The sequence below is a fragment of the Thauera sp. JM12B12 genome (genome assembly GCF_039614725.1).
GTDB lineage: Bacteria > Pseudomonadota > Gammaproteobacteria > Burkholderiales > Rhodocyclaceae > Thauera.
The window spans coordinates 3,123,007-3,146,728 of the sequence record NZ_CP154859.1 but is presented as its reverse complement, the minus strand read 5'-3'; the positions used below and the strand labels follow the sequence as shown (position 1 = coordinate 3,146,728).

19 protein-coding genes are annotated in these 23,722 nt (G+C 69.4%); 8 read left to right on the top strand and 11 right to left on the bottom strand.

Annotation, left to right across the window (positions count from 1 at the left end; translation table 11 throughout):
- Positions 1–31: 31 nt before the first annotated feature.
- From AAG895_RS14210 to xdhA, 7 genes are all read right to left on the bottom strand, one after another.
- Positions 32–2,272: a chemotaxis protein CheA gene (locus AAG895_RS14210; protein ID WP_345792651.1), complete on the bottom strand. Its 2,241-nt coding sequence runs from the start codon at positions 2,270–2,272 to the stop codon at positions 32–34.
- An 18-nt stretch (positions 2,273–2,290) separates the two neighbouring features.
- Positions 2,291–2,608, bottom strand: a complete 318-nt coding sequence (locus AAG895_RS14205) for an STAS domain-containing protein (protein ID WP_345792650.1) — start codon at positions 2,606–2,608, stop codon at positions 2,291–2,293.
- An 8-nt stretch (positions 2,609–2,616) separates the two neighbouring features.
- Positions 2,617–3,891 carry a methyl-accepting chemotaxis protein gene (locus tag AAG895_RS14200; protein ID WP_345792649.1) on the bottom strand — a complete coding sequence of 425 codons (1,275 nt, stop codon included), beginning with the start codon at positions 3,889–3,891 and terminating at the stop codon, positions 2,617–2,619.
- Between the two features lie 2 nt (positions 3,892–3,893).
- Positions 3,894–4,259 carry a response regulator gene (locus AAG895_RS14195; protein ID WP_345792648.1) on the bottom strand — a complete coding sequence of 122 codons (366 nt, stop codon included), beginning with the start codon at positions 4,257–4,259 and terminating at the stop codon, positions 3,894–3,896.
- A 323-nt stretch (positions 4,260–4,582) separates the two neighbouring features.
- Positions 4,583–7,603, bottom strand: coding sequence for an EAL domain-containing protein (locus AAG895_RS14190; RefSeq protein ID WP_345792647.1), 3,021 nt, complete (start codon positions 7,601–7,603; stop codon positions 4,583–4,585).
- A gap of 169 nt (positions 7,604–7,772) precedes the next feature.
- Positions 7,773–10,121 carry a xanthine dehydrogenase molybdopterin binding subunit gene (gene xdhB, locus AAG895_RS14185; RefSeq protein ID WP_345792646.1) on the bottom strand — a complete coding sequence of 783 codons (2,349 nt, stop codon included), beginning with the start codon at positions 10,119–10,121 and terminating at the stop codon, positions 7,773–7,775.
- Positions 10,118–11,656, bottom strand: a complete 1,539-nt coding sequence (gene xdhA / locus AAG895_RS14180) for a xanthine dehydrogenase small subunit (protein WP_345792645.1) — start codon at positions 11,654–11,656, stop codon at positions 10,118–10,120. Before xdhA ends, xdhB begins: the two co-directional genes overlap by 4 nt.
- A gap of 197 nt (positions 11,657–11,853) precedes the next feature.
- On the opposite strand from xdhA, the gene AAG895_RS14175 reads away from it, so the two are divergent.
- Positions 11,854–12,753: a toll/interleukin-1 receptor domain-containing protein gene (locus tag AAG895_RS14175; protein WP_345792644.1), complete on the top strand. Its 900-nt coding sequence runs from the start codon at positions 11,854–11,856 to the stop codon at positions 12,751–12,753.
- Here AAG895_RS14175 and AAG895_RS14170 read toward each other — a convergent pair.
- Positions 12,651–13,325: a hypothetical protein gene (locus tag AAG895_RS14170; protein ID WP_345792643.1), complete on the bottom strand. Its 675-nt coding sequence runs from the start codon at positions 13,323–13,325 to the stop codon at positions 12,651–12,653. The two genes, AAG895_RS14175 and AAG895_RS14170, sit on opposite strands and share 103 nt — an antisense overlap.
- A gap of 46 nt (positions 13,326–13,371) precedes the next feature.
- Between AAG895_RS14170 and AAG895_RS14165 the strand changes: the two genes are divergently transcribed.
- Positions 13,372–14,265: a heme-binding protein gene (locus AAG895_RS14165; protein ID WP_345792642.1), complete on the top strand. Its 894-nt coding sequence runs from the start codon at positions 13,372–13,374 to the stop codon at positions 14,263–14,265.
- 142 nt (positions 14,266–14,407) lie between these two features.
- Positions 14,408–15,079, top strand: a complete 672-nt coding sequence (gene leuE / locus AAG895_RS14160) for a leucine efflux protein LeuE (RefSeq protein WP_345792641.1) — start codon at positions 14,408–14,410, stop codon at positions 15,077–15,079.
- 85 nt (positions 15,080–15,164) lie between these two features.
- Here leuE and AAG895_RS14155 read toward each other — a convergent pair whose 3' ends face one another.
- Positions 15,165–15,473, bottom strand: coding sequence for a type II toxin-antitoxin system RelE/ParE family toxin (locus tag AAG895_RS14155; RefSeq protein WP_345792640.1), 309 nt, complete (start codon positions 15,471–15,473; stop codon positions 15,165–15,167).
- A gap of 2 nt (positions 15,474–15,475) precedes the next feature.
- Positions 15,476–15,760 carry a DUF1778 domain-containing protein gene (locus AAG895_RS14150; RefSeq protein ID WP_345792639.1) on the bottom strand — a complete coding sequence of 95 codons (285 nt, stop codon included), beginning with the start codon at positions 15,758–15,760 and terminating at the stop codon, positions 15,476–15,478.
- A 127-nt stretch (positions 15,761–15,887) separates the two neighbouring features.
- Between AAG895_RS14150 and AAG895_RS14145 the strand changes: the two genes are divergently transcribed.
- The 5 genes from AAG895_RS14145 (at position 15,888) to AAG895_RS14125 (ending at position 22,341) form a co-directional block, all read left to right on the top strand.
- Positions 15,888–19,412: a DNA methyltransferase gene (locus tag AAG895_RS14145; protein ID WP_345792638.1), complete on the top strand. Its 3,525-nt coding sequence runs from the start codon at positions 15,888–15,890 to the stop codon at positions 19,410–19,412.
- A 38-nt stretch (positions 19,413–19,450) separates the two neighbouring features.
- Positions 19,451–19,666 carry a hypothetical protein gene (locus tag AAG895_RS14140; RefSeq protein ID WP_345792637.1) on the top strand — a complete coding sequence of 72 codons (216 nt, stop codon included), beginning with the start codon at positions 19,451–19,453 and terminating at the stop codon, positions 19,664–19,666.
- A gap of 223 nt (positions 19,667–19,889) precedes the next feature.
- Complete coding sequence (locus AAG895_RS14135; RefSeq protein WP_345792636.1) at positions 19,890–20,468, top strand: PEP-CTERM sorting domain-containing protein; 579 nt, start codon at positions 19,890–19,892, stop codon at positions 20,466–20,468.
- Positions 20,469–20,623: 155 nt separating this feature from the next.
- The gene (locus AAG895_RS14130) at positions 20,624–21,583 is read left to right on the top strand and encodes an ABC transporter ATP-binding protein (protein WP_345792635.1); all 960 of its coding nucleotides are present in this window, start codon (positions 20,624–20,626) and stop codon (positions 21,581–21,583) included.
- Positions 21,580–22,341, top strand: coding sequence for an ABC transporter permease (locus tag AAG895_RS14125; protein WP_345792634.1), 762 nt, complete (start codon positions 21,580–21,582; stop codon positions 22,339–22,341). The genes AAG895_RS14130 and AAG895_RS14125 overlap by 4 nt, the downstream gene beginning before the upstream one ends.
- A 64-nt stretch (positions 22,342–22,405) precedes the next feature.
- Here AAG895_RS14125 and AAG895_RS14120 read toward each other — a convergent pair whose 3' ends face one another.
- Positions 22,406–23,716, bottom strand: a complete 1,311-nt coding sequence (locus tag AAG895_RS14120; protein WP_345792633.1) for a Glu/Leu/Phe/Val dehydrogenase — start codon at positions 23,714–23,716, stop codon at positions 22,406–22,408.
- Between the last annotated feature and the right edge of the window lie 6 nt (positions 23,717–23,722).

The window sequence follows — 23,722 nt, the reverse complement described above, 5'->3', positions numbered from 1 at the left end:
GGAAACTCGGTAATTCGCTTGGGGAAACGCTTCAGGGGCGGGCGGTGGCCGGCAGCGCGCGCGCGGCGGCGCCGGTGCGCTGCTCTTCAGTGCTGGCGCAGCGTTGCACGAGGGCCTGGACGTCCAGGATCAGTGCCACTTCGCCGCTGCCGAGGATGGTCGAGCCGCCAATGCCGCGGATGTTGCGGAAGATGCTGCCGAGCGGCTTGATGACGGTCTGGAACTCGCCCATCAGCTGATCGACGACGATGCCCGACTTGGTGCCGGCGTACTGGACGACGACCACGTTCTGCCGCACCGGGGCCTCGCCGTCCATGGCGAAGAGCTGGCGCAGGCGCACCAGGGGGAGCACCTCGCCGCGCAGATTCACGTAGTCGCGGCCGCTGCCTTCCTCGGCGAGCTCGACGCACTCGACCACGCTGTCGAGCGGGATCACGTAGGCCGCATCGCCCACACCGACCAGGAAGCCGTCGATGATCGCGAGCGTCAGCGGCAGCCGGATCGCGAAGCGCGAGCCCTGGCCGGGCGTCGAGCTGACATCCACGCTGCCGCGCAGGCCCTGGATGTTGCGCCGGACCACGTCCATGCCCACACCCCGGCCCGAGATGTTGGTGACCTTCTCGGCGGTCGAGAAGCCGGGTTCGAAGATCAGGTTGTACACCTCGGCGTCGGACAGCGCCTGGCCGGCTTGCGCCAGGCCGCGCTCGACCGCCTTGGCGAGGATGCGCTCGCGGTTGAGGCCGGCGCCGTCGTCGGCCACCTCGATGACGATGCTGCCCGAGTCGTGGAAGGCGTTGAGCTCGAGCCGTCCGCGCGCCGGCTTGCCATGGGCTTCGCGCACCGTGGGCTGCTCGAGACCGTGGTCCATGGCGTTGCGTACCAGGTGCATCAGCGGGTCGCCGATCTTCTCGACCATGGACTTGTCGAGCTCGGTCTCGCCACCGGTGATCACCAGCTCGATGTCCTTGCCCAGCTCGCGCGAGGTGTCGCGCACCACGCGGTTGAAGCGGTTGAAGGTCTCGCCGATCTGCACCATGCGCAGCTGCAGCGCCGCGTCGCGGATGCTCTCGACCAGCCGGCTGGTGAGCGAGGTGGCCTCGACGAGCTCGCCCAGGCCGCTGCGGCTGGCGAGCAGGCTGACGCTCGCGCCGGCGATGACGAGCTCGCCGACGAGGTCGATGAGGCGGTCGAGCTTGTCGGCCTGGATGCGGATCAGGCGGGCCTCGGCGGCCTTCTTCTCGCTGACCTGCTTCTGCTTGGCGACCGCGGCCTCCACCAGCTCGGGCTGCACCACCTTCTGCTCGACGAGGATCTCGCCGATCTGGGGCTTGGCCTCCTCAGCCGGCGCGCTGTCCTCGGCGGCGCGGCCGTCGTCGGTCTGGGCCTCGCCGGGTCCGGCCGTGTTCTGCAGCTGCAGGCCTTCGTCGAGTTCGGCCTGGGTCAGCGCACCCACCTTGACGAGGATCTCGCCCAGGCGCATCGCGTCCTCGGGCAGGCTGTTGATCAGCGCGACGTAGTCCGACAGGCGGCTGTGCGGCGGCAGGATCTGCAGCGAGCATTCGTCGCGCACGAAGTCGAAGACGCGCTCGATGGCGGCCTTGTCGGCGTCCGAGGAGAAGCTGATCTCGAAGCCGAGGTAGCACGACTCCGGGTCCATCTGCCCGGCCTCGGGCAGGGTGTCGGTCAGCGTCTCCAGGCGCTCGATGCGGCCGATGGTGCCGAGGTAGCGCAGGAAGGAGAGCGGGTCCATGCCGTTCCTGAGCACGTCGGGACCGAAGCGCAGCGAGATGTGCCAGCAGTCGGTCTCGACCGCGCCGCCGCCGCTGCTGTGGATCGGCGGCGGAACGGCGGCTGGCGGCCCGGAGCGCGAGACGCCTTTCTCGCCGGAGAGCCAGTCGCGCTGCAGGCGGGCGAGCAGGGCCTCGCCGTCGGTGGCGAGCTCGGCGTCGGGGCCGGGGGCGCCGGCCTCGAGCACGCCGAGCAGGTGGCCGATGTGGTCGGAGCAGGCCAGCAGCAGGGCGATCAGGTCCGAGTCGAGGGTGATCTCGGCGTTGCGCAGCTTGTCGAGCACGTTCTCGACCACGTGCGTGAAGGCGACGATGTAGTCGCATTCGATGACGCCCGCGCCGCCCTTGATGGTGTGCGCGCTGCGGAAGATGGCGTTCAGGGTGTCGTCGTCGCCGGGCTGGTTCTCCAGCTCGAGCAGGGCGGCTTCGAGCGCGGCGAGCTGCTCGCGGCTCTCGGTTACGAATACGGTGGTGATTTCATCCATGGTCGGGAGGGGGCCGGGTCAGGCGCTGGCAGCGGGGATCAGCAGGGGGTCGCCGAACGCAGCGGCCATGTTGTAGAAGTCGAGCAGGTCGCGCACGGCTTCGCTGTGCGCGACGATCCGGGCTTCCTTGTCGAGGCGGCGCGCCTCGCGCTTGAGCAGTACCAGCAGCTGGAAGCCGGCGGTGTCGATCTCGCTCACCGCGGACAGGTCGACCTCCAGGCGGTCGGTGGCCTGCAGGGCCTCGAGCAGGCGCTGCTTGTGCGCGGCGGCGTTGTAGATCGTCATGTCTTCGGCGATCACGAGCGGGGGGGCGGTTTTCTTCTTGCGGGTCGCCATGGCGGGACTCAGAACAGTTCGATCTTGTTGCTGGAGGCGCTCGCCGCAGCCGCCGACGCACCGCCGACTGCGGTGGCGTGCGTCTGGCGCTGCTGGTCCATCACGTAGCGGCCGTAGATCTCGTCGAGATGGTGGGCGAGCGGGGTGTAGGTGAAGCCGGGATCCTCGCTTTGCTCGAGGCGGTCGGCGAGCACGCCGAGGTGGTCGTCGAGGCGGGTCAGCGACTCGACGGTGTGTTCGATCTGCTGGCGGGTGACGTCCTGGAACTGCACGCTCGCCAGCGCATCCATGAACATCGCCGCGAGCTGCTCGCTGCTGCCGCGCACGGTCTCGATCGTGCTGGCCTGGCTGCGCAGCATCTGTTCGTAGCTCGCGCCGAGCTCGGTGAGCTGGTCGGCGAACTGCGACAGCGCGGTGCGCTCCTCGTCGGGGGCGGCGCGCTGGATGCGCTGGTGGAGCTGCGACTCGATCGTGCCGGCCACGCCCAGGATGCCCTGGTTGATCGCCGTCACCGCCTTCTCGGTCTCGGCCGACAGCTTGCGCACCTCGTCGGCCACCACCGCGAAGCCGCGCCCGCTCTCGCCGGCGCGGGCGGCCTCGATTGCGGCGTTGAGCGCGAGCAGGTTGGTCTGCGAGGCGATGTCCTTGATCAGCCCGGTGAGCGAGCCGAGCGAGCGCGCCTCATTCACCACCTGGCTCACCCGGGCCTCGTCCTCGTGCGCCTGCTGGATGCGGAAGTCGATGTACTCCTGCATGCGCGTGATCAGCTGCTGGTTGTTGGCGATGCGCGCCTCCGAGTCGTGGGCGAGCTCGGCCGACTCGCTCGACACCTGGGCGACGAAGGCGTTGAGCTCGCCGACCACGCCGTCGATGGTCTGCAGGCGGCTGGTGATGTCGTAGGCCGCCTGCTCGGTCTGCTGCACCACGCTGTCGAGCTGGCCGCGCAGCACGCCGCTGTAGGCCGGCACCCCGCGCAGCTCGGTGGCCACCTCGCGGCAGGTCGCCACCGCCTGCTCGCGGGCATGGCTGCCCTGCTTGAGTGCGGTGTCGCGGCCCATGGTCATGTCGCGGAAGAAGGCCAGCGAGACGAGCCGGATGGCGACCGACACGGTGGCGACGATGAGCATCGAGCCGAGCGCATCGCCGAGCGGCTGCGCAATGCCGAGGGCGGTGAGGAAGTCCTGGTGGAACCAGTCGTTGAGGACGTACACCGTGACCCCGACCGCGAGTGCGATCGAGACCTGGATGTACAGCGTCCGGCGCAGGAAGGTCGTGGAGTTCATGATCAGCGCATGACCAGCTTGATGGTGTTGAGCAGCTCGTCGGCCGAGGCCGGCTTGACGATCCAGCCCGAGGCGCCCGCCGCCTTGGCTTCTGCCTTCTTCGCCTGCTGCGACTCGGTGGTGAGGAACAGGATCGGCATGAAGCGGTAGGCGGGCAGCTTGCGCACCTCCTTGATGAAGTCGATCCCGTTCATGCCCGGCATGTTGAGGTCGGTGATGAGCAGGTCGACCTTCACGCCGGCCTGGAACTTCTTGAGGGCGTCGAGGGCACTGGGTGCCTTCTCGACGGCATAGCCCGCCTTGCTCAGGATGCCCGAGATGGACAGCAGGATCGTGGCGGAGTCATCGACGAGAAAGATTGTCTTCATTGCGTTTCAACCGTTTTTTCTGTTGCGGTGGGGGCGGACCAAGCCTGCGCAGGTAGGCATTGAATCAAGGGAGCTGTGGTGCGCGCTTGATCAGGATCTAATGTTCTTGCGGTCCGGAAGGTGAGATGAGCGCGAGCGTGATCGGCATCACGCTGCTATGAGCCCTTGTTATTGGCTATCGGCTGCATGGCGTCGAACTTGATGGTGCGAGTGGAGAGAAAGACGGCTGCCCGAGAGCGTGCTACCCGGAATGGGGTGCGTGGCTGGGCGTGAGGCCGCTCCCGGGACGTCTTCGGCACGCCGGTGTTTCCGCACACGGTTTGCTAGCGCGGGCTCGGCCAGTTCTCGATCGGTGTCGGCCTGCCGAAAAGATAGCCCTGGAACATCTCGCAGCCGCGCGTCAGCAGCAGGTCGTGCTGCTCCTGCGTCTCCACGCCCTCGGCGACCACTTCGAGCTCGAGCGAGCGGCTGATGGCGAGGATGGCGCGCACGATCGCCTCGCTGCTGTTGTCCGTCGCCATGTCGCGCACGAAGACCTGGTCGATCTTGAGCTGATCGAAGGGCAGCCGCTTGAGGTAGGACAGCGACGAGTAACCGGTGCCGAAGTCGTCGAGCGCGAAACGCACGCCGAGCGCCTTGATCCTGCGCATCCGCTCCACCGTGGCTTCCAGGTCGCCGAGCACGACGCTCTCGGTGAGCTCGATCTTCAGCCGGTCCGGGGGCACGTGGTGGCGCTCGATCGCGCCCCGCACCTTGTCGAGGAAGTCGGGCTGGTGGAACTGCTTGGCGCTGACGTTGACCGCCACGCTGAGGTGGCAGGTGCCGGGGTCCTGCTGCCAGCTGCCGAGCTGCGCGCAGGCGGTGTCGAGCACCCATTCGCCGATCGGCACGATGAGGCCGGTTTCCTCGGCGAGCGGGATGAAGGCGGCGGGGGAGATCATCTTGCCCCCGGCGTCGAAGCAGCGGATGAGCGCCTCGGCGCCGGTGACTCTGCCGTCGCGGTTGACCTGGGGCTGGTAGAAGAGCCGGAAGCCGCCCTCGGCCAGCGCGGTGCGCAGCTGGAGCTCCAGCCCGGCGCGCGCATCCACCACCGCCTGCATGTTCTCGTTGAAGAAGCGGATCGCGTTGCGGCCGTCTTCCTTGGCCTTGTAGAGCGCGACCTCGGCCTGCTGGAGAACGGATTGGGGGGTGCTGCTGCGTCCGTGGAAGAGGGTGATGCCGATGCTCGGCGTGCTGCGGTAGGGGCCGCTGGGCAGGCCCAGGTCGAAGGGCTGCAGCAGGGCGGCGTGCAGGTGCTCGGCGATCCCCTTGGCATGAGCGATGGCGAGCTCGGCATCCGCTCCGAGCGCCTCGACGATCACCGCGAAGTCGTCGCCGCCGAGACGGGCGGCGGTGTCGTCGGCCCGCAGGGCGCCTTGCAGGCGTCGGGCAAGCTCGCGCAGCAGCGCGTCGCCGGCGTCGTGGCCCTGGGTGTCGTTGAGGACCTTGAACTGATCGACGTCGAGCAGCAGCAACATGCCATGGGTTTCGCTGCGCTCGCTGGCGAGGATGGCCTGCTTGAGGCGGTCCTGCATCAGGCTGCGGTTGGGCAGCCCGGTGAGGGTGTCGTAGTAGGCCAGCTGCTGGATGCGCGCCTCGGTTTCGCGCCGTTCGGTGATGTCTTCCTTGACCGCAACGTAGTGGCTCACGTGGCCGTCGGCCTGCTTGATCGGGGCGATGGTGGCAAGCTCGATGTAGGTGCTGCCGTCCTTGCGCGTGTTGTGGAACTCGCCGCGCCAGACCTCCCCCTGGGTGAGGGTGGCCCACAGTTCCTCGTAGGTTGCGCGCGGCGTGTTGCCGGCGTTGAGCACGCGCGGATTCTTCCCGACAACCTCCTCGGGGGCGAAGCCGGTGACCTGGGTGAAGGCCGCGTTGACGTATTCGATGACGGCCCGCGTGTTCGTGATGACGATCGAGTTGGGGCTCTGCTCGACGGCCTGCGCGAGCTGGCGAAGGCGCAGCGCGTCGTGCTTTTCCTGGGTGATGTCCTGGCCGATCGAGTGGATCTCGGCGCAGCGTCCGTGCTCGTCGAGAACAGGCTGGTCCACCCAGCGGATCCAGCACGAACGCCCTTCCGCGCACTCGATCTCGCGCTCGGTCGTCAAGGTGCCGGTGCCGGTCTGCAGGGCGCGAATGTCTTCGCGCGCGCGCTCCTGCTGCGCCGCCGGGATGAAATCGATCCAGCGCAGGCCGCGCGCCTGCTCGGCGTCCGTGCCGAGCAGTTCGGCATAGCGGGCGTTGCACGACAGCACGGTGGTATCGGGTAGCCAGACGCAGCTTGCATCGCGCCGGCTGTCGATGAGGGTGTCGAACTGGTACTGCTTGCGGGCGAGCTGGGCGCGGCTCCGGTCCAGCCTGTACTGCAGCGACAACAGCAGCGCGAGGGTGAACAGCGCCAGACCCGCGGCCACCATGCCGTTCTGCCGCCACGGCGCGAACTGCTCCTCGACCCCGTGGCCGACGAGCAGGAAGAAGGGGTAATCGTCGAGCGCCTGAAACGCGACGATGCGTTCGACCTGGTCCGACACGCCTGCGTAGCGCACGGTGGCCGAGCGCGCGCCCGCCTGGATCATGCCGAACGAGGGGATCTGGGGGGCGGGCTTGTCGATATGTGCCGGCGCCTCGGGCCAGCGCACCAGCAGGCGGCTGTCGTCGCTCCTGCGAATGCTCACCATGCCCTGGTTGCCCACCGCGATGCCCGAGAGCAGGGACTCGAAGCGCGCCAGGTCGAGCGCGATCGAGATCACGCCCTCGAACGCCCCGGCCGGGCTGCGCAGGGCGAGATAGCCGATCACCGCTGGCGTGGGTGCGCTCCTGGCAACGAGCGGCGACGAGAACTGCGTGAGATCGGACGGCCGCGCGCGTGCGTCCTGGAAATAAGCGCGATCGCTGACGTTCCAGTCCGGCGGCGTGGGTAGCGTGCTGGCGCGGATATTGCCGTGCGCATCGGTGACGATGATCGACAGGGCTTCGGGAAAACTGCGCGCCAGCTGCACGAGGTGGCTGCGCAGGTGCTCCGCTTCGGCGTAAGCGGCAGCCGGGTGGGCCGGATCGTGCCGGGCCGTGCTCAGGTACTGGTCGCGGATGAACGAGAGGGTCATGTCCACCCGGCGCAAGGTGTCTTCGAACTTGATGGCGAGCAGCTGGGCTTCCTTGCGCGCGCGCTCCTCGACCGCCGCGCTCGTCGCGCGGTGGGAGAACAGCAGGAAGGCCAGCAGCAGGCCGACCACGACCGTGATCACGACGACCGCATGCAGGCAGGAGGGGGCGAGGCGGCGCGGGGTCGTGGTGTTGAGCGGGGGCATCGGGTGCGTTTGGGCGGGGTGCAGCGAGTGACGCGTCTCGGGGGGCGTCGCAAGAACCTTGGTCGTCGGTGTGATGTGCCCGCAATCCGGGCCGGCGGTGTTGTCGAGCGCCCCATTATGGGGAGCGCACCGGCGCGGTCAAGCAACTGGATCACGCCGTGCCGGCGAATCAGCGCAAGCCCATGCCTGCCTGCACCGCCTCCACCGCATCGAGGATCGCCTCGGGCGTCGCCGGCGCGCGCAGCGGCGGGTTGATGCGCCCGTCGCCGGCGGCGGCGATCGCGTCGCGGATCGCGAACCAGACCGAGAAGCCGAGCAGCAGCGGCGGCTCGCCCACCGCCTTCGAGCGCAGGATGGTGTCGGCGCGGTTGGGGCGGTCGAACAGGCGCACGCGGAAGTCCGGCGGGCAGTCGTGCACCGCCGGGATCTTGTAGGTCGAGGGGGCGTGGGTCAGCAGCCGCCCGTCCGCGTCCCACACCAGCTCCTCGCAGGTGAGCCAGCCCATGCCCTGGATGAAGCCTCCTTCGACCTGACCGCGGTCGATGGCCGGGTTGATCGACCGGCCGGCGTCGTGCAGCAGGTCGGCGCGCAGCAGGCGCCACTCGCCGGTGAGGGTGTCGACCAGCACCTCGGACACCGCGGCGCCGTAGGCGTAGTAGTAGAAGGGGTGGCCGGTGAGCGTGCGCGCGTCCCAGTGCAGGCCGGGGGTGGCGTAGAAGCCATCCGACCACAGCTGCACGCGCGCCTGGTAGGCCTGCTGCACGAGCTCGGCGAAGGGCAGGCGTCGGGCGCCGACGTGCACCCCGTCGTCGGCGAAGGCGATGTCGGCCGCGGCCACGCCGTGGCGTTCCGCGGCGAAGGCGGCGAGGCGGTCGCGGATCTGGCGTGCCGCGTCCTCGGCAGCCTTGCCGTTGAGGTCGGCGCCGCTGGAGGCCGCGGTGGCCGAGGTGTTCGGCACCTTGCTGGTGTCGGTGGCGGTGGCGCGCACGCGCGTCGGCGCCACCCCCAGGGTATGCGCCACCACCTGGCAGACCTTGGTGTTGAGGCCCTGGCCCATCTCGGTGCCGCCGTGGTTCACCAGCACCGAGCCGTCGGTATAGACGTGGACCAGCGCGCCCGCCTGGTTGAGGTGCGCCAGGTTGAAGGAGATCCCGAACTTCACCGGCGTGAGCGCGAGGCCCTTCTTCAGCACCGGGCTGGCGGCGTTGTAGGCGGCGATGGCGTTGCGCCGGGCGCGGTAGTCGCAGCTCGCCTCGAGCGCATCGACCAGCTCGGGCAGCACGTTGTCGGCCACGGTCTGGCCGTAGGGCGTGGTGTCGCGTCCGGGGCCGCCGTAGAAGTTGGCGCGGCGCACGTCGAGCGGGTCGCGGCCGAGCCGGCGCGCGATGCCGTCGATCAGGTACTCGATCAGGATCGCGCCCTGCGGCCCGCCGAAGCCGCGGAAGGCGGTGTTCGACTGGGTGTGGGTGCGCGCGAGGAAGGCGCTGATGTCGGCGGCGGGCAGGTAGTAGGCGTTGTCCACATGGCAGATCGCGCGCGTGGCCACCGGACCGGAGAGGTCGGCGGAGCAGCCGGCGCGCAGGGTCATGTCGGCGCGCAGGGCGAGGATGCGGCCTTCGGCGTCGTAGCCCACCGCGTAGTCGTAATGCACGTCATGGCGCTTGCCGGTGATCAGGATGTCGTCGTCGCGGTCCGGGCGCAGCTTCACCGGGCGCCGGCACAGCCAGGCCGCCACCGCCGCCACGCAGGCGAACAGCGCCGACTGCGACTCCTTGCCGCCGAAGCCGCCGCCCATGCGCCGCACCTCCACCACCACCCGGTTCGAGGCCAGCCCCAGCGCCTGCGCCACGGTGTGCTGCATCTCGCTCGGGTGCTGGGTCGAGCACCACAGCTGCAGCCCGCCGTCCTCGCGCGGCACCGCACAGGCCACCTGGCCTTCGAGGTAGAAGTGCTCCTGGCCGCCCACCGCCCACTCGCCCTCCAGCCGGTGCGGCGCCGCGGCCAGCCCGGCGGCGGGGTCGCCGCGCACCAGATGCATCGGCGGCAGCACGCTCGACTGCTGTGCACGCGCGCTGCGGGCGTCGAGCAGCGCCGGCAGCGGCGCGTAGTCGATGCGCGCACGCCGTGCGGCGCGGCGGGCGGTGTCGTGGCTGTCGGCGATCACCGCGAACAAGGGCTGGCCGACGTAGCGCACCTCGCCATCGGCGAGGATGGGGTCGTCGTGGACCACCGGGCCGCAGTCGTTGGTGCCGGGGATGTCGGCCGCGGTGAGCACGCGGATCACCCCCGGTGTGGCGCGCACGGCATCGAGGTCCATGGCGAGCACGCGTGCATGGGCGACGGTGGCCAGGCCCAGCGCGGCGTGGGCGGTGCCGGCGAGCTCGCGCTGGTCGTCGACGTAAATCGCCTCGCCGGCGACGTGCAGATGGGCCGATTCGTGGGCGAGCCCGGCCGAGCGTGCCGCCGGGCGCGGGCTGGAGCCGGTGAGGGCGTTCGGGTCGTCGGCAGGGCGGGTCATCGGATGGCCTCGCAATCGTCGGCCACGCCGGCGAAGGCGCGCGTCTGCGCTGGCGGCAGCGGCGCCTGCGGCCGGGTCTCGAGGTGGAAGCGGCGCAGCAGGTTGGCGGCGGCGCGGCGGCGGTAGGCGGCGCTCGCGCGCAGGTCGTCGAGCGGCGTGTAGTCGGCGGCGAGCGCGGCCTGGGCGCGCGCCAGCGTGGCCGCGTCCCAGGGCTGGCCGAGCAGCGCGGCCTCGGCCTGCGGCGCGCGCCGGGGTGTCGCCGCCATGCCGCCGAAGGCCACGCGCGCGCTGGCGATCACGCCGTCCTGCAGGCGCAGGGCGAAGGCGGCGCACACCGCCGAGATGTCCGAGTCGAAGCGCTTCGACAGCTTCCAGCTGCGGAAGTGAATGGCGCCGCCCGATGCCTCGAGCGTGGCGCGCAGCGGCACCGACACGCGCTCGACGAACTCGTCGGCGGCGAGGTCCTTCTTCATGTAGTCGAGGTAGAAATCTTCCAGCGCCAGTTCGCGCGCGCCGCGCACGCTGCGCAGGGTGATGCGCGCACCGAGCGCGATCAGCGCCGGCATCGAGTCGCCGATCGGCGAGCCGTTGGCGATGTTGCCACCGAGCGTGCCGGCGTTGCGCACCGGTGGCGAGGCGAAGCGCTCCCACAGCTCGGCGAGCTCGGGCCAGGCGCGGGTGAGGGCGGCGAAGGCCTCGGTGAGCGTCGCTGCGGCGCCGATGTGCAGCCAGCCCTCGGCCGCGTCGATCGCGCGCAAGGCCTCGACGCGGCCGAGGTAGAGGATGTCGCCAAGTTCGTGCAGCTGCTTGTTCACCCACAGCCCGATGTCGGTGCAGCCGGCCAGCAGCACCGCCTGCGGGCGTGCCGCGCGCAGCGCGGCGAGTTCATCCAGGCTGCGTGGGGCGAGGAAGTGCCGGCCGGCGTGGCGGTAGTCGAGCACGTCCTCGCGCTGCAGCGCGAGCAGGGCTTGGCGGATCGCCGCGCGCTCGAGCGCCACCGCGGGCAGCTCGAACATGCGTTCGCCAGCCGCGAGGATCGGCTGGTAGCCGGTGCAGCGGCACAGGTTGCCGGTGAGCGCGCTGCGCACCGCGGCGGGGGAGGGGCGCCCGGCCCTGGGCGCGGCGGCCGGCGCGGGCACGAAGTCGTTGTAGAGGTCCCACAGCGACATCACGAAGCCCGGCGTGCAGAAGCCGCACTGCGAGCCGTGGCAATCGACCATCGCCTGCTGCACCGGGTGCAGCGCGCCGCCTGCCTGGGCGCGCAGGTATTCGACGGTGAACACCGCCTTGCCGTCGAGCGCGGGCAGGAACTGGATGCAGGCGTTGACGCTGGCCAGGTGCAGGGCCTGCGCCGCGCCGCGCAGCTCGCCCACCACCACCGTGCACGCGCCGCAATCGCCCTCGGCGCAGCCTTCCTTGCTGCCGGTGAGGCCGCGCTGCGTGCGCAGCCAGGCGAGCAGGCTGGTGGTGGGCGGCAGGCCCGCGGCCTCCACGGCCTCGCCGTTGAGCAGGATGCGGATCGTGTGGCTGTCCATCGCAGGTGTCCTTGCAGTGCAGGGGGCGGCGTGGCGCTTGGTTGACGCGTGCGCCAGCCGTGTTCATTCGTATCTTAGGCCGTGTCGGTGCCGGGTGTGGCAGTGAGGCCAGCGCAAGGCACGACCGAGGCCCGCGCGCTGGCCAGCCCGTCGGCGGCGTGCTTGAATGCAGCAGGACTTCACCGCCGCGCCTGCCCATGCCCAAGCTGTTCATCTCCTATCGTCGCGAAGACAGCGCCGGCTTCGCCGGCCGGCTCACCGACGCGCTCGAGCAGCGCCTCGGCGCCGGCAGCGTGTTCCGCGACGTGGACGACATCCGCCCGGGCGAGGACTTCGAGGCCGTCATCGAGCGCGGCCTGCGGCAGGTGCAGGCGGTGCTCGTGGTGATCGGCCCGGGCTGGCTCGAGGCCGCGGCCGACGGCCGCCGCCGCCTCGACCAAGCGGACGACTTCGTGCGCCGCGAGGTGGAAAGCGCGCTCGCCAGCGGCAAGCCGGTCGTCCCCATCCTGGTGGGCGGCGCGTCCATGCCGGACGCGGCGGCGCTGCCGCCCGCGCTGCGCGGCCTCGCCAACCGCCAGGCGCTGGTCATGGGCGATGCCTCGTGGGCGGCGGATCTGGCGCGTCTGCAGGCGGTGCTCGCGCAGTGGCTGGAGGCGCCCGCCGCTTCGCCCGCGCCCCGCCGGAAGCTGCTTGCCGGGGCGGCGGTGGTGCTGGCGGCGCTCGGCCTGGGCGGCTGGTGGCTGTGGCAGGGCCGCGGTCCCGGGCCGGAGGCGGTCGTCGGTGCCTGGAAGGCCGAGGTGGCCTACCCCTGGAACCTGAGCCTGGAGGAGACCTTCGACTTCGCCCTGCGCGACGGCCGCATCGAAGGCCAGGCGAGCTTTCTCGGCGTCGCGCGCGCGCTCGAGGCGGTGGCTTGGCGCGACGGCCGGCTGCACTTCCTCACCCGCAGCGAGACGGTTTCGGGCGACGAGCCCGCGCGCGAGATGGTGCAGCGCTACGAGCTCACCCCGGTGGATGACACCCTGCGCGTGCGCCTGCAGATCCACCGCAGCCACAGCGTGGATGCGCCGCTCGAGTTCGTCGCGCAGCGGCGCTGACGCGGACGATGAGCGTGCTGCGTCCCCATCTGCGCTGGATCGCCGCGGCGCTCGTCCTCAGCCTGGCGTCCGCGGTGTGGCTCGCCCAGGCCGAGCTGCAGCGCACGCGCCGCGCCTTCGAGACCCAGGCCGGCATCGTCCACCGCGTGCTCAGCCTGCGCGCGGTGGAGCACGAGGCCATCCTCGCCACCCTCGCTCTGCTCGATACGCCGGCGACGGCGGAGGCGGCCGGTCGCCTGCCGGCGATCTATCCGCGCATCGTCACCGTGCTGCGCCGCGACGGCGAGGGCGCGTGGGCGGCGGGGGCGCTGGCGGCGGAACTCGCCGCGGCCGAGGCAGCGTCGCGCCGTGCGGGCCGCGCCTGGGGCCTGGTGTCGGGCATGGAGCACGGGCGGCTGTGGCTGGTGCTCGCCGGCGAGGGCGCAAGCCACGCCCTCGAGATCGATCTGGCCGGCATGGTCACCGGTGCCGAGTGGCCCTTCGCCGGTGACGAGCCGGTGCGGGTCGAGCTCGCCCACGCCGGACACCGCTGGCGCATTCAGGCGGGCACGGATGCGGCGGGCGGCTGGCACTTCGCCTTCGAGCGGCCGCTCGCGGTGCGCAGCCAGCCCTTCGCTGTTGATCGGGACGGTCGGGCTGCGGGTGCAGACCTGGCCGGCACCGGAGGACTTCCTCGCCGGCTTCGACCCCGACAGCGTCGGCGCCGTCGTGCTCGACGTGCGCATGCCCGGCACCAGCGCGCTGACGGTGCTCGAGACCCTGGTCGCGCGCGGGGTCGATCAGCCGGTGATCATGCTCACCGGCCATGGCACGGTGGATCTGTGCCGGCGCGCATTCAAGGCCGGCGCGGCGTATTTCCTCGAGAAGCCGGTCGACGACGAGCTGCTGCTCGAGGTGCTGCAGAAGGCGGTGCGTCGGCACGTCGGCGCGCGCGCGTACGTGCCCGGATGGGCGGCGGGGACGGTGCTTCCTAGACTGTGTTCACCGATCGGATGCGCCGATCCCTCACCGGAGAACCTCATGAACAAGCTGTCCATCCTCGCCGCCACCCTCGTCCTCGGCACCGCGGCCGGCGCCGCCCAGGCCCAGGTCATCAGCCAGCGCAGCATCGGCCTCGAGCTCGCCAACCGCCTCGCCGCCGGCGCGGTGCAGGCCTGCGCCGACAAGGGCTATGCGGTCAGCGCCACGGTGGTCGACCGCGCCGGCCTGGTGCGTGCCGTACAGCGCGCCGACAACGCCGGCCCGCACACCCTGGCCGCCAGCCAGCACAAGGCCTTCACCTCGGCCTCGGCGCGCAACACCACGCTGGCGATGATGGACGCCGCGCAGAAGAACCCCGGCGCCGCCAATCTCACCGACATCCCCGGCTTCCTGCTGCTCGGCGGTGGCGTGCCGGTGAAGGCGGGCGATGAGGTGATCGGCGCGATCGGCATCGGCGGCGCGCCCGGCGGCCATCTGGACGAACAGTGCGCGCTGGCGGCGATCGAGGGCGCGGCCGAACTGCTGAAGTAAGACGGCTCGCGTGCCGGCCTGCGCCCTGCAGGGCGCGCGCCTTCCGGCTGAAGAGGGCGGCGCAAGCGGCGCGCGCACTGGAAGGCGCGATGCGGCGAGGCCACAATACGGGTCCGTCTTCCAATCGTCCGGATTCCGCCCGATGTTCTACGGCATCACCGACCTCACCACCTTCATCCTCGGCACCATCTTCATCGTGCTGCTACCGGGGCCCAATTCGCTGTACGTGATGGCGGCGGCCTCGCGCTGGGGCGTGCGCGCCGGCTACCAGGGCGCGGCCGGCATCTTCGTCGGCGACACCATCCTGATGCTGCTCGCCGTCACCGGCATGGCCTCGGTGCTGCGCGCCACGCCCGAGCTGTTCATGGTGATCAAGTACGCCGGCGCGGCTTATCTCGCCTGGGTGGGCCTCAGTCTGCTGCGCGGCGCGCTCGCCACCTGGCGGCGCGGCGACGAGACCGCCGAGGCCGTCGGCGACGGCAAGCCCGACTACCCGCCGGTGCGCAGCACGCCGCACCCTTTCCGCACGGCACTCGTCATCAGCCTGATGAACCCGAAGGCGATCCTGTTCTTCGTGTCCTTCTTCATCCAGTTCGTCGATCCGGCCTACGACCACCCGGCGCTGTCCTTCGTGATCCTCGGCGTGATCGTGCAGATCTGCAGCGTGCTCTACCTGTCGGTGCTGATCTTCGCCGGCGCCCGCCTCGCCGCCGAGTTCCGCCGCCACCGCCGCGTTGCCGCCGGGGCGACGGCAGGGGTGGGCGGCGTGTTCATCGGCTTCGGCGCCAAGCTGGCGACGGCGACGCTGGGTTGAGCCCGGGACGTGGCGCGGCGTTTTCGTGTGCGGGGCGGACCATGCGCTGGCGGTCATGCGCGCTGGCGCGAGCGGGCGGATGGTCTTACTGATCGAGTGCCGGGCTGCGGTAGCCCGCTTCGCTCTGGCTGCGGATGGCCAGGATGATGACCGTGTCGAGCGCTTCGATGTAGCGGTAGAGGGCGATGTAGCCGTGTCCGCGCCGGCCGATGATCAACTCGCGCTTGCCAGCGCGCACCGCGCGTCCGATGCGTGGATTGCGCTCGAGCACATCAAAGGCCTGGATGATGTCGCGGATATGCCCGTCGGGGTCATGTGCTTCATGCAGGGCCAGGTGGTCGAGGATGCGCTCGAAGTCGCCGGCTACCTCCGGCACCAGCTCTATCGCCGCCATGCTCAGCGCGCGAGCTTGCGTGCGACGGGTGGCCGCGCGTTGTCGCCCTGCGCGCGTGCTTCGAGGTAGCGTCGCATGTCGGCCCAGGGAATCGATTCGCCCGTCCTGACCAGCGCCGCGTAGCGTTCTTCTGCCTGCGCATCGAATTCGGCCTGGCGCTCGACCTGGGCTGCTTTCTCGGCAATTGCCTCGAGGATGAAGCCGTGGGCGGTTGTGCCCTCGCTTCTGGCGGCAGCAGCCACCCGGGCCTTGAGCTCTTCGGGCAAACGGATCGTCGTGGTAGACATGGCGCTTCCAATGGGTCTGGGTGTCTTGAATGTAGCACATGAGTGCTACATTGCACACGCAATGACGGAACCGCCTTGAAGGGTCCGGCTACAATCCCTGTTCTCAATCAAAACGCATGGCCGCCCCGTGACCTCGTCATCCGCCACCGCCTCGCCTGTCGCCACCGATCCCGCCACCGCCGACCCCGCCGCCCTCGACACCTTCATCGCCCGCTGGCAGCGCGCGGGCGGCAGCGAGCGCGCCAACTACCAGCTCTTCCTCACCGAGCTGTGCGAATTGCTCGGCCTGCCGCGCCCCGACCCGGCGGGGGACGACACCCGCGACAACGCCTACGTGTTCGAGCGCCGGGTGGTGATGCGCCAGCCCGACGGCAGCGCCAACAACGGCTTCATCGACCTCTACCGCCGCGGCGCGTTTGTCTGCGAGGCCAAGCAGTCCGGCAAGACGCTCGACACCTCCGGCTGGGACAAGGCCATGCTGCGCGCCCACAACCAGGCCGACCAATACGCCCGCGCCCTGCCTGCCGACGAAGGCCGGCCGCCCTTCATCCTCGTCACCGACGTCGGCCGCAACATCGAGCTGTATGCCGAATTCAGCCGCTCGGGCGCCACCTACACGCCTTATCCCGACCCGCGCAGCCACCGCATCCGCCTCGAAGACCTGCGCCGCGACGACATCCGCCAGCGCCTGCGCGACGTCTGGCTCGATCCGCTCGCGCTCGACCCCGCCCGCCGCTCGGCGCGCGTCACGCGCGAGATCGCCGACCGCCTCGCCTCGCTCGCCAAGTCGCTCGAGGCCGCCGGCCACCCGCCGCAGCAGGTCGCCGGCTTCCTGATGCGCGCGCTGTTCACCATGTTTGCCGAAGACGTCGGCCTGCTGCCGCCGCGCGCCTTCACCGAGCTGCTCGAAAGCCTCAAGGGCGAGCCGCACGCCTTCGCGCCCATGCTCGAGCACCTGTGGCAGAACATGAACACCGGCGGCTTTTCGCCCATCCTGCGCAACAAGGTGCTGCGCTTCAACGGCGGTCTGTTTGCCGAAGCCAGCGCCATCCCGCTCGACCGCGACCAGCTCGAACTGTTGCTCAAGGCCTCCGAGGCCGACTGGCGCTACGTCGAACCCGCCATCTTCGGCACCCTGCTCGAACGCGCGCTCGACCCTCGCGAGCGCCACAAGCTCGGCGCCCACTACACCCCGCGTGCCTACGTCGAGCGCCTGGTGCTGCCCACCGTCATCGAACCGCTGCGCGCCGAGTGGAAGGAAGTACAGGCCGCCGCGCTCACCTACGAGCAGCAGGGCAAGCACAAGGACGCCGTCGCCGAGATCCGCGCCTTCCACCGCCACCTGTGCGAAGTGCGCGTGCTCGACCCGGCCTGCGGCAGCGGCAACTTCTTGTACGTGACGCTGGAACACCTCAAGCGCCTCGAAGGCGAGGTGCTCAACCTGCTGCACGACCTCGGCGAATCCCAGGGCCTGCTCGAACTCGAGGGCGTCACCGTCGACCCGCACCAGTTTCTCGGCCTCGAGATCAACCCGCGCGCCGCGCGCATCGCCGAGATGGTGCTGTGGATCGGCTACCTGCAATGGCACTTCCGCACCCACGGCTCGGTGAACCCGCCCGAGCCCGTGCTGCGCGACTTCCGCAACATCGCGCACCGCGACGCGCTGATCGACTATGAGCGCGAGGAACCGGTCGTCGACGAAGCCGGCCGCCCCGTCACGCGCTGGGACGGCGTCACCTGCAGGAAGAGCCCGATCACCGGCGAGGACATCCCGGACGAAGCCGCGCAGGTGGTGCAGATGCGCTACGTCAATCCGCGCAAGGCCGAATGGCCGCAGGCGGATTACATCGTGGGGAATCCGCCCTTCATCGGGAACAAGCGGATGCGCGCGGTTCTCGGGAATGGTTATGTCACGGCCGTTCGAGAAACGTGGGTCGAGGTCCCGGAGTCTGCAGATTTCGTAATGTATTGGTGGCACATCGCTGCCCAGGCACTGCGCGGTGGAGCCACTCGGCGCTTCGGCTTTATCACTACGAACTCCATCTCGCAGACGTTCAACCGTTCAGTGATACAGCGCGAGTTGGATCAAGAGCTTCGTCTGCGATTCGCGATACCGGATCACCCTTGGGTCGATAGCTCCGATGGAGCTCAGGTGCGGGTCGCAATGAGCGTCGCTGACGCTTCGCACGAGCCGGGTAGGCTTTGGCTGACACAAAGTGAGCGCGCATCAGACGAAGATGCGGTCGAAGTGCGCTTCGACGCCGTTGAGGGCGTGATCTCTGCGGACCTGACTGTCGGTGTTGATACTTCCGAACTGGCTTCCTTGAGCGCGAACATCGGTCTGGCATGCCCCGGCGTCCAGCTTTCCGGACAAGGTTTTCTTGTTGAGGCCAGTGGACTTGAAGCATTCCAGCAATCGACGATTGCTGCGCTGATCAAGCGTTACATTACTGGCCGCGACTTGGCCCAGACAATGCGGGTTCAGTACGTGATCGACACCTTTGGGCTCACGCAGAATGATTTAAGACAGACGTATCCAGATGCGTTTCAGTGGCTTCACGACCGGGTCAAACCTGAGCGGGACAAGAACCCGCGCGAGAAATACCGGCGCGACTGGTGGATTCATGCCGAACCGAGGGGTAGGTTCAGAGCGGCTCTCGCAGGGCTTGAGCGAATCACCGTTACTTCCCGTACTTCAAGGCACCGGGTCTTTCAGTTCATTGGGTCCTCGTTCTTGCCGGAGACGAAGGTTCTTGTTTTCGGATTCGATGACGCGCTTCAGCTTGGCGTGTTGTCATCCCGGTTGCACGTTTGCTTTGCCAATCGGGTTGGCGGGTGGCTGGGAGTGGGCAATGACTCGACCTATAACCACTCGGACTGCCTTGAGAAATTCCCCTTCCCCGACCCCACCCCCACCCAGGCCGCCCGCATCCGAGAGCTCGCCGAGCAGCTCGACGCCCACCGCAAGCGCCAGCAGGCGCAGCACCCCGAGCTGACCCTCACCGGCATGTACAACGTGCTCGAAAAGCTGCGCGCCGGCGACACGCTCACGCCCAAGGAGCGCACGATCCACGAGCAGGGCCTGGTGTCGGTGCTGCGCGAACTGCACGACGCGCTCGACAGCGCGGTGTTCGAGGCCTACGGCTGGGGCGACCTCGGAGCCGAACTCGTCGGCAAGCCTGGCGCCACCACCCCGCTGCCCGACAAACCCGAAGCCCAGGCCGCCGCCGAGGAAGAACTGCTGCGCCGCCTGGTCGAACTCAACGCCGCCCGCGCCGCCGAAGAAGCCCGCGGCCTGGTGCGCTGGCTGCGCCCCGACTACCAGAACCCCGGCGCCGCGCAAACCGGGCCGGGTGGCGCCGCCCCCGAGCAGCTCGAAGCCGAACTCGAAGGCGGGGCCGCCGCCGCTGAAGTCGATGCCGACGCCTTGCCGGGCGCAGCTCCTGCCGCCGGCAAGGCCGCGTGGCCCAAGAACATGCGCGAACAGGTCGCCGCCGTGCGCAGCGCGCTCGCCCACCAGCCCCTGCCCGCCGAGGCCATCGCCGCCCGCTTCAAGCGCACGCCCCGCGCCGGCGTGCAGGCCGTGCTCGAAGCGCTGGAGGAACTGGGCATGGTGGTGCGCGAGGACGGCGCGTATCGGCTGCAGGGGTGAATGAATGAGCCGTCTTGTCCGGGAATCTGACAGCACCTATGCAGGTGTTGGCGGCGCTTGCGCAACGACGGCGATGGGTTTCGGTCTACTTCGGCTGGCGCCCGAACCTTCCTGACGAGGGCGACAACCATCTTTTCGAACTGGCGCTTGCCGCGTGGGATACGGAGAATCACTTTCGTGCCCTCGCGGCCACGGGCGATGTTCAAGCCGCGCTCGCGGTTCTGGACCGGCTCGATGCTGCGGATCGTGAGTAGATAACATTCGCATCGCGGCGTCCAACACCGCCGGCGACCTTGGCGATCAGGCCGCCGCCTTCCTTGCCCGGCGTCGAGATTTCTTACAGTGCGCGGGCGCCGCGCCAGACGAACAAGGGCAAGCTGCTGTTCTCAAAGGGCGGGTTCTTTGTGGCATGGAATTTGCTAAAAGCTGCTCCTGCGTTCAGTTGCATCTCAAAGGAAACACAATATAAAAAGGCTCGTGCTTGCCGCAGCCCTGTCGCTTGCGACGCTCCAGGCGAGCGCTGCGGTGATTGATTTCAATGGCCTCGCGCACGATGGGGTTCTCATCGAGGTCAATCCCCTCGCATATGGCGGGTTCCTGTTCTCGAACAGTGTCGATAAGCAGGAAGCCCTGGGGGTCTGGGGCCGGAACGAAGTCCAGCAGGCCGATCCCGGCAAGGCCGCGGTCTACGTCAATTTCGCGGGCGCGACGACAACGATGACGCGCGCCGGAGGGGGCGTGTTCGATTTCTTCGCGATCGACCTCGCCGATGTCTATAACGAGGGGACCTCGTCCACGATTCGGTTCACCTTCACCCAGCAGGGCGGGGGCACCCAGATGGAGAACGTAACCCTCGACCAGCTGGTCGGTCTGCAGACCTTCGTCTTCAATAAGACGGCGCTCACGAGCGTTGCCTGGGGCTCGGCGGATGGCACTGGCGGCTGGAATCAGTTCGACAACATCGTGGTCGATCCCGCCACGGTCCCCGAGCCCGCCACGCTTGCTCTGCTTGGACTCGCCCTGACGGGCCTCGGCTTCCTTCGCCGCAAGGCCTGAGCCAGGGAGCCTCGAAGCGGTCCGACCGGGCAGGTGTCGCCCGCTGCCGCGGGCGCACAACGCGGCGCTGTGCGGCCGGGATGATCCGTGCGATGGCGTGCGCGCGTTTGGGCTCCGGGGCGAGGTGGGGAAGGCGATCTGTTATCTTCGGCCCCATGGACCCCATCATCTCGATCTCCGGTCTCTCCAAGACCTACGCCTCCGGCTTCGCTGCGCTGAAGGGTGTCGACCTCGACATCCGCCGCGGCGAGATCTTCGCCCTGCTCGGGCCCAACGGCGCCGGCAAGACCACGCTGATCAGCATCGTGTGCGGGCTGGTCAATGCCAGCGCCGGCAGCGTGCAGGTCGATGGCCACGACATCGTGCGCGACTACCGCGCCGCGCGCGAACGCATTGGCCTGGTGCCGCAGGAACTGACCACCGATGCCTTCGAGACGGTGTGGAACACGGTGAGCTTCTCGCGCGGCCTGTTCGGCAAGCCGCCCAATCCGGCCTATCTCGAGCAGCTGCTCAAGGACCTGTCGCTGTGGGCGAAGAAGGACGCCAGGCTGATGATGCTCTCGGGCGGCATGAAGCGCCGTGTGCTGATCGCCAAGGCCTTGTCGCACGAGCCGCGCATCCTGTTCCTGGATGAACCCACCGCCGGCGTGGACGTCGAGTTGCGCCGCGACATGTGGCAGCTCGTGCGCCGGCTGCGCGACAGCGGCGTCACCGTCATCCTGACCACGCACTACATCGAGGAGGCCGAGGAGATGGCCGACCGCATCGGCGTGATCGCCCGGGGCGAGCTGATCCTGGTCGAGGACAAGGCCGCGCTGATGAAGAAGCTCGGCGGCAAGCAGCTCACCCTGCACCTCGCCACGCCGCTCGCCGAGGTGCCCGCGGGGCTTGCGCGCTATGGGCTGGCGCTCGGCAAGGGCGGCGGTACGCTGGTCTATCGCTACGAGATGGGGCAGGGCGGCGAAACCGAGGACAACGCGATCGCCGACCTGCTGCAGGACCTCGCCGCCGCCGGCATCGCCTTCGCCGACCTGCACACCACCCAGCGCTCGCTGGAGGAGATCTTCGTCAGCCTGGTGAGCGAGCGCGAACCGGCCGGGGAGGGGGCACGATGAACTGGCACGCGGTCCGCGCGATTTACTTCTTCGAGATGGCGCGCACCAAGCGCACGCTGCTGCAGAGCGTGCTGGCGCCGGTGATCACCACGTCGCTGTACTTCGTCGTGTTCGGCGCGGCGATCGGCGCGCGCATCCCCGAGGTGGAAGGGGTGAGCTACGGCGCCTTCATCGTGCCCGGGCTGATCATGCTCAACCTGCTCACGCAGAGCGTGTCGAACGCGTCCTTCGGCATTTTCTTCCCCAAGTTCTCGCGCACGATCTACGAGCTGCTGTCGGCGCCGGTGTCGCACTTCGAGATCGTGCTCTCCTACGTGGGCGCGGCCGCGACCAAGGCGGTGATCCTGAGCGTGATCATCCTCGCCACCGCCACCTTCTTCGTGCCGCTGCGCATCGAGCATCCTCTGTGGATGGTGGGCTTCCTGCTGCTCACCGCAGTGAGCTTCAGCCTGCTCGGCTTCATCCTCGGCATCTGGGCGGACAACTTCGAGAAGCTGCAGCTGGTGCCGCTCCTGATCATCACTCCGCTCACCTTCCTCGGCGGCAGCTTCTACTCGATCGACATGCTGCCGGCGGCGTGGCGCACGGTGTCGCTGTTCAACCCGGTCGTGTATCTGGTGAGCGGCTTTCGCTGGAGCTTCTACGGCACGGCGGACGTGGGGGTGGAGGTGAGCCTGGCGATGACGCTGCTCTTCCTCGCGGTGTTCGTGGCGATCGCGACCTGGATGCTGCGCACGGGGTATCGCTTGAAGCCCTGATGGTGCCGGCGCTGCGGGCGCTCCTCACCCCGCTGGATGGGTGAGGAGCGCCGGTCTGGTGCGATCAGGGATACAGCCCGCGCTCGGCGCGCGCCTCGAGCACGCGGTGGCAGGCGATGATGAAGGCGGCGGTGCGCAGCGACACCGCCTTGTCCTGGGCGATCTTCCAGATCGCCGCGAAGGCGCCGACCATGATGCGCTCGAGGCGGTCGTTGATCTCCTCCTCGGTCCAGAAGAAGCTCGAGAAGTCCTGCACCCACTCGAAGTAGGACACGGTCACGCCGCCGGCGTTGGCGAGCACGTCGGGTACGACCAGGATGCCGCGCTCGCGCAGGATGTCGTCGGCTGCCGGGGTAGTGGGGCCGTTGGCGCCTTCGACGACGATCTTCGCGCGCAGCTCGGCGGCGCGCTCGACGGTGAGCTGGCCCTCGAGCGCGGCAGGGACGAGGAACTCGCACTCCAGGCGCCAGAAATCCTCGATGTCGATCGGCGCGGCGCCGGCAAAGCCCTTCAGGCCGCCGTGCGCGGCGGCGTGCGCCAGTGCCGCCGGGATGTCGATGCCGGCCTCGTTCACCAGCGTGGCGGTGTGGTCGGCGATCGCGATCACGCGCGCACCGGCCTCGTGGAACAGGCGCGCGCCGATGCCGCCGACGTTGCCGAAGCCCTGCACGACGACGCGCGCGCCCTCGATCGGAATGTGCTGGTGGCGGCCGGCCTCGCGCGCGGTGATGAACACGCCGCGGCCGGTGGCTTCCTGGCGGCCCAGGCTGCCGCCGAGCGCGATCGGCTTGCCGGTGACGACGCCGGTGGCGGTGCCGCCGCGGTTCATCGAGAAGGTGTCCATCATCACCGCCATCGTCATCGCATTGGTGCCGACGTCGGGCGCGGGGATGTCGCGGTCGGGGCCGATGATGACGCCGATCTCGGAGGTGTAGCGGCGGGTGATGCGCTGCAGCTCGCCCTTGCTGACGCTCGCCGGGTCGACGCGGATGCCGCCCTTGGCGCCGCCGAAGGGCAGGCCCACCGCGGCGTTCTTGATCGTCATCCAGCCGGCGAGTGCCATCACCTCGTTGAGGGTGACGTCAGGGTGGAAGCGCACGCCGCCCTTGCCGGGGCCGCGCGACAGGCTGTGCTGCACGCGGTAGCCCTCGTAGTGGGCCACGGTGCCATCGTCGCGCTCGATCGGCACGTCGACGATCAGGGTGCGCTTGGGGTGCTTCAAGGTCTCGATCCAGCGCTCGAGCGATCCGAGGTAGGGGCGCACGCGCTCGATCTGCTCGACGAAGCTCGCCCACGGCTCGGGGGCGGCGGGGTTCAGGTAGGACAGGCCGGCAAGGCGGTCGAAGTGCTGGGTGTCCTGGGGGGCTGCGCTCATCTGTCT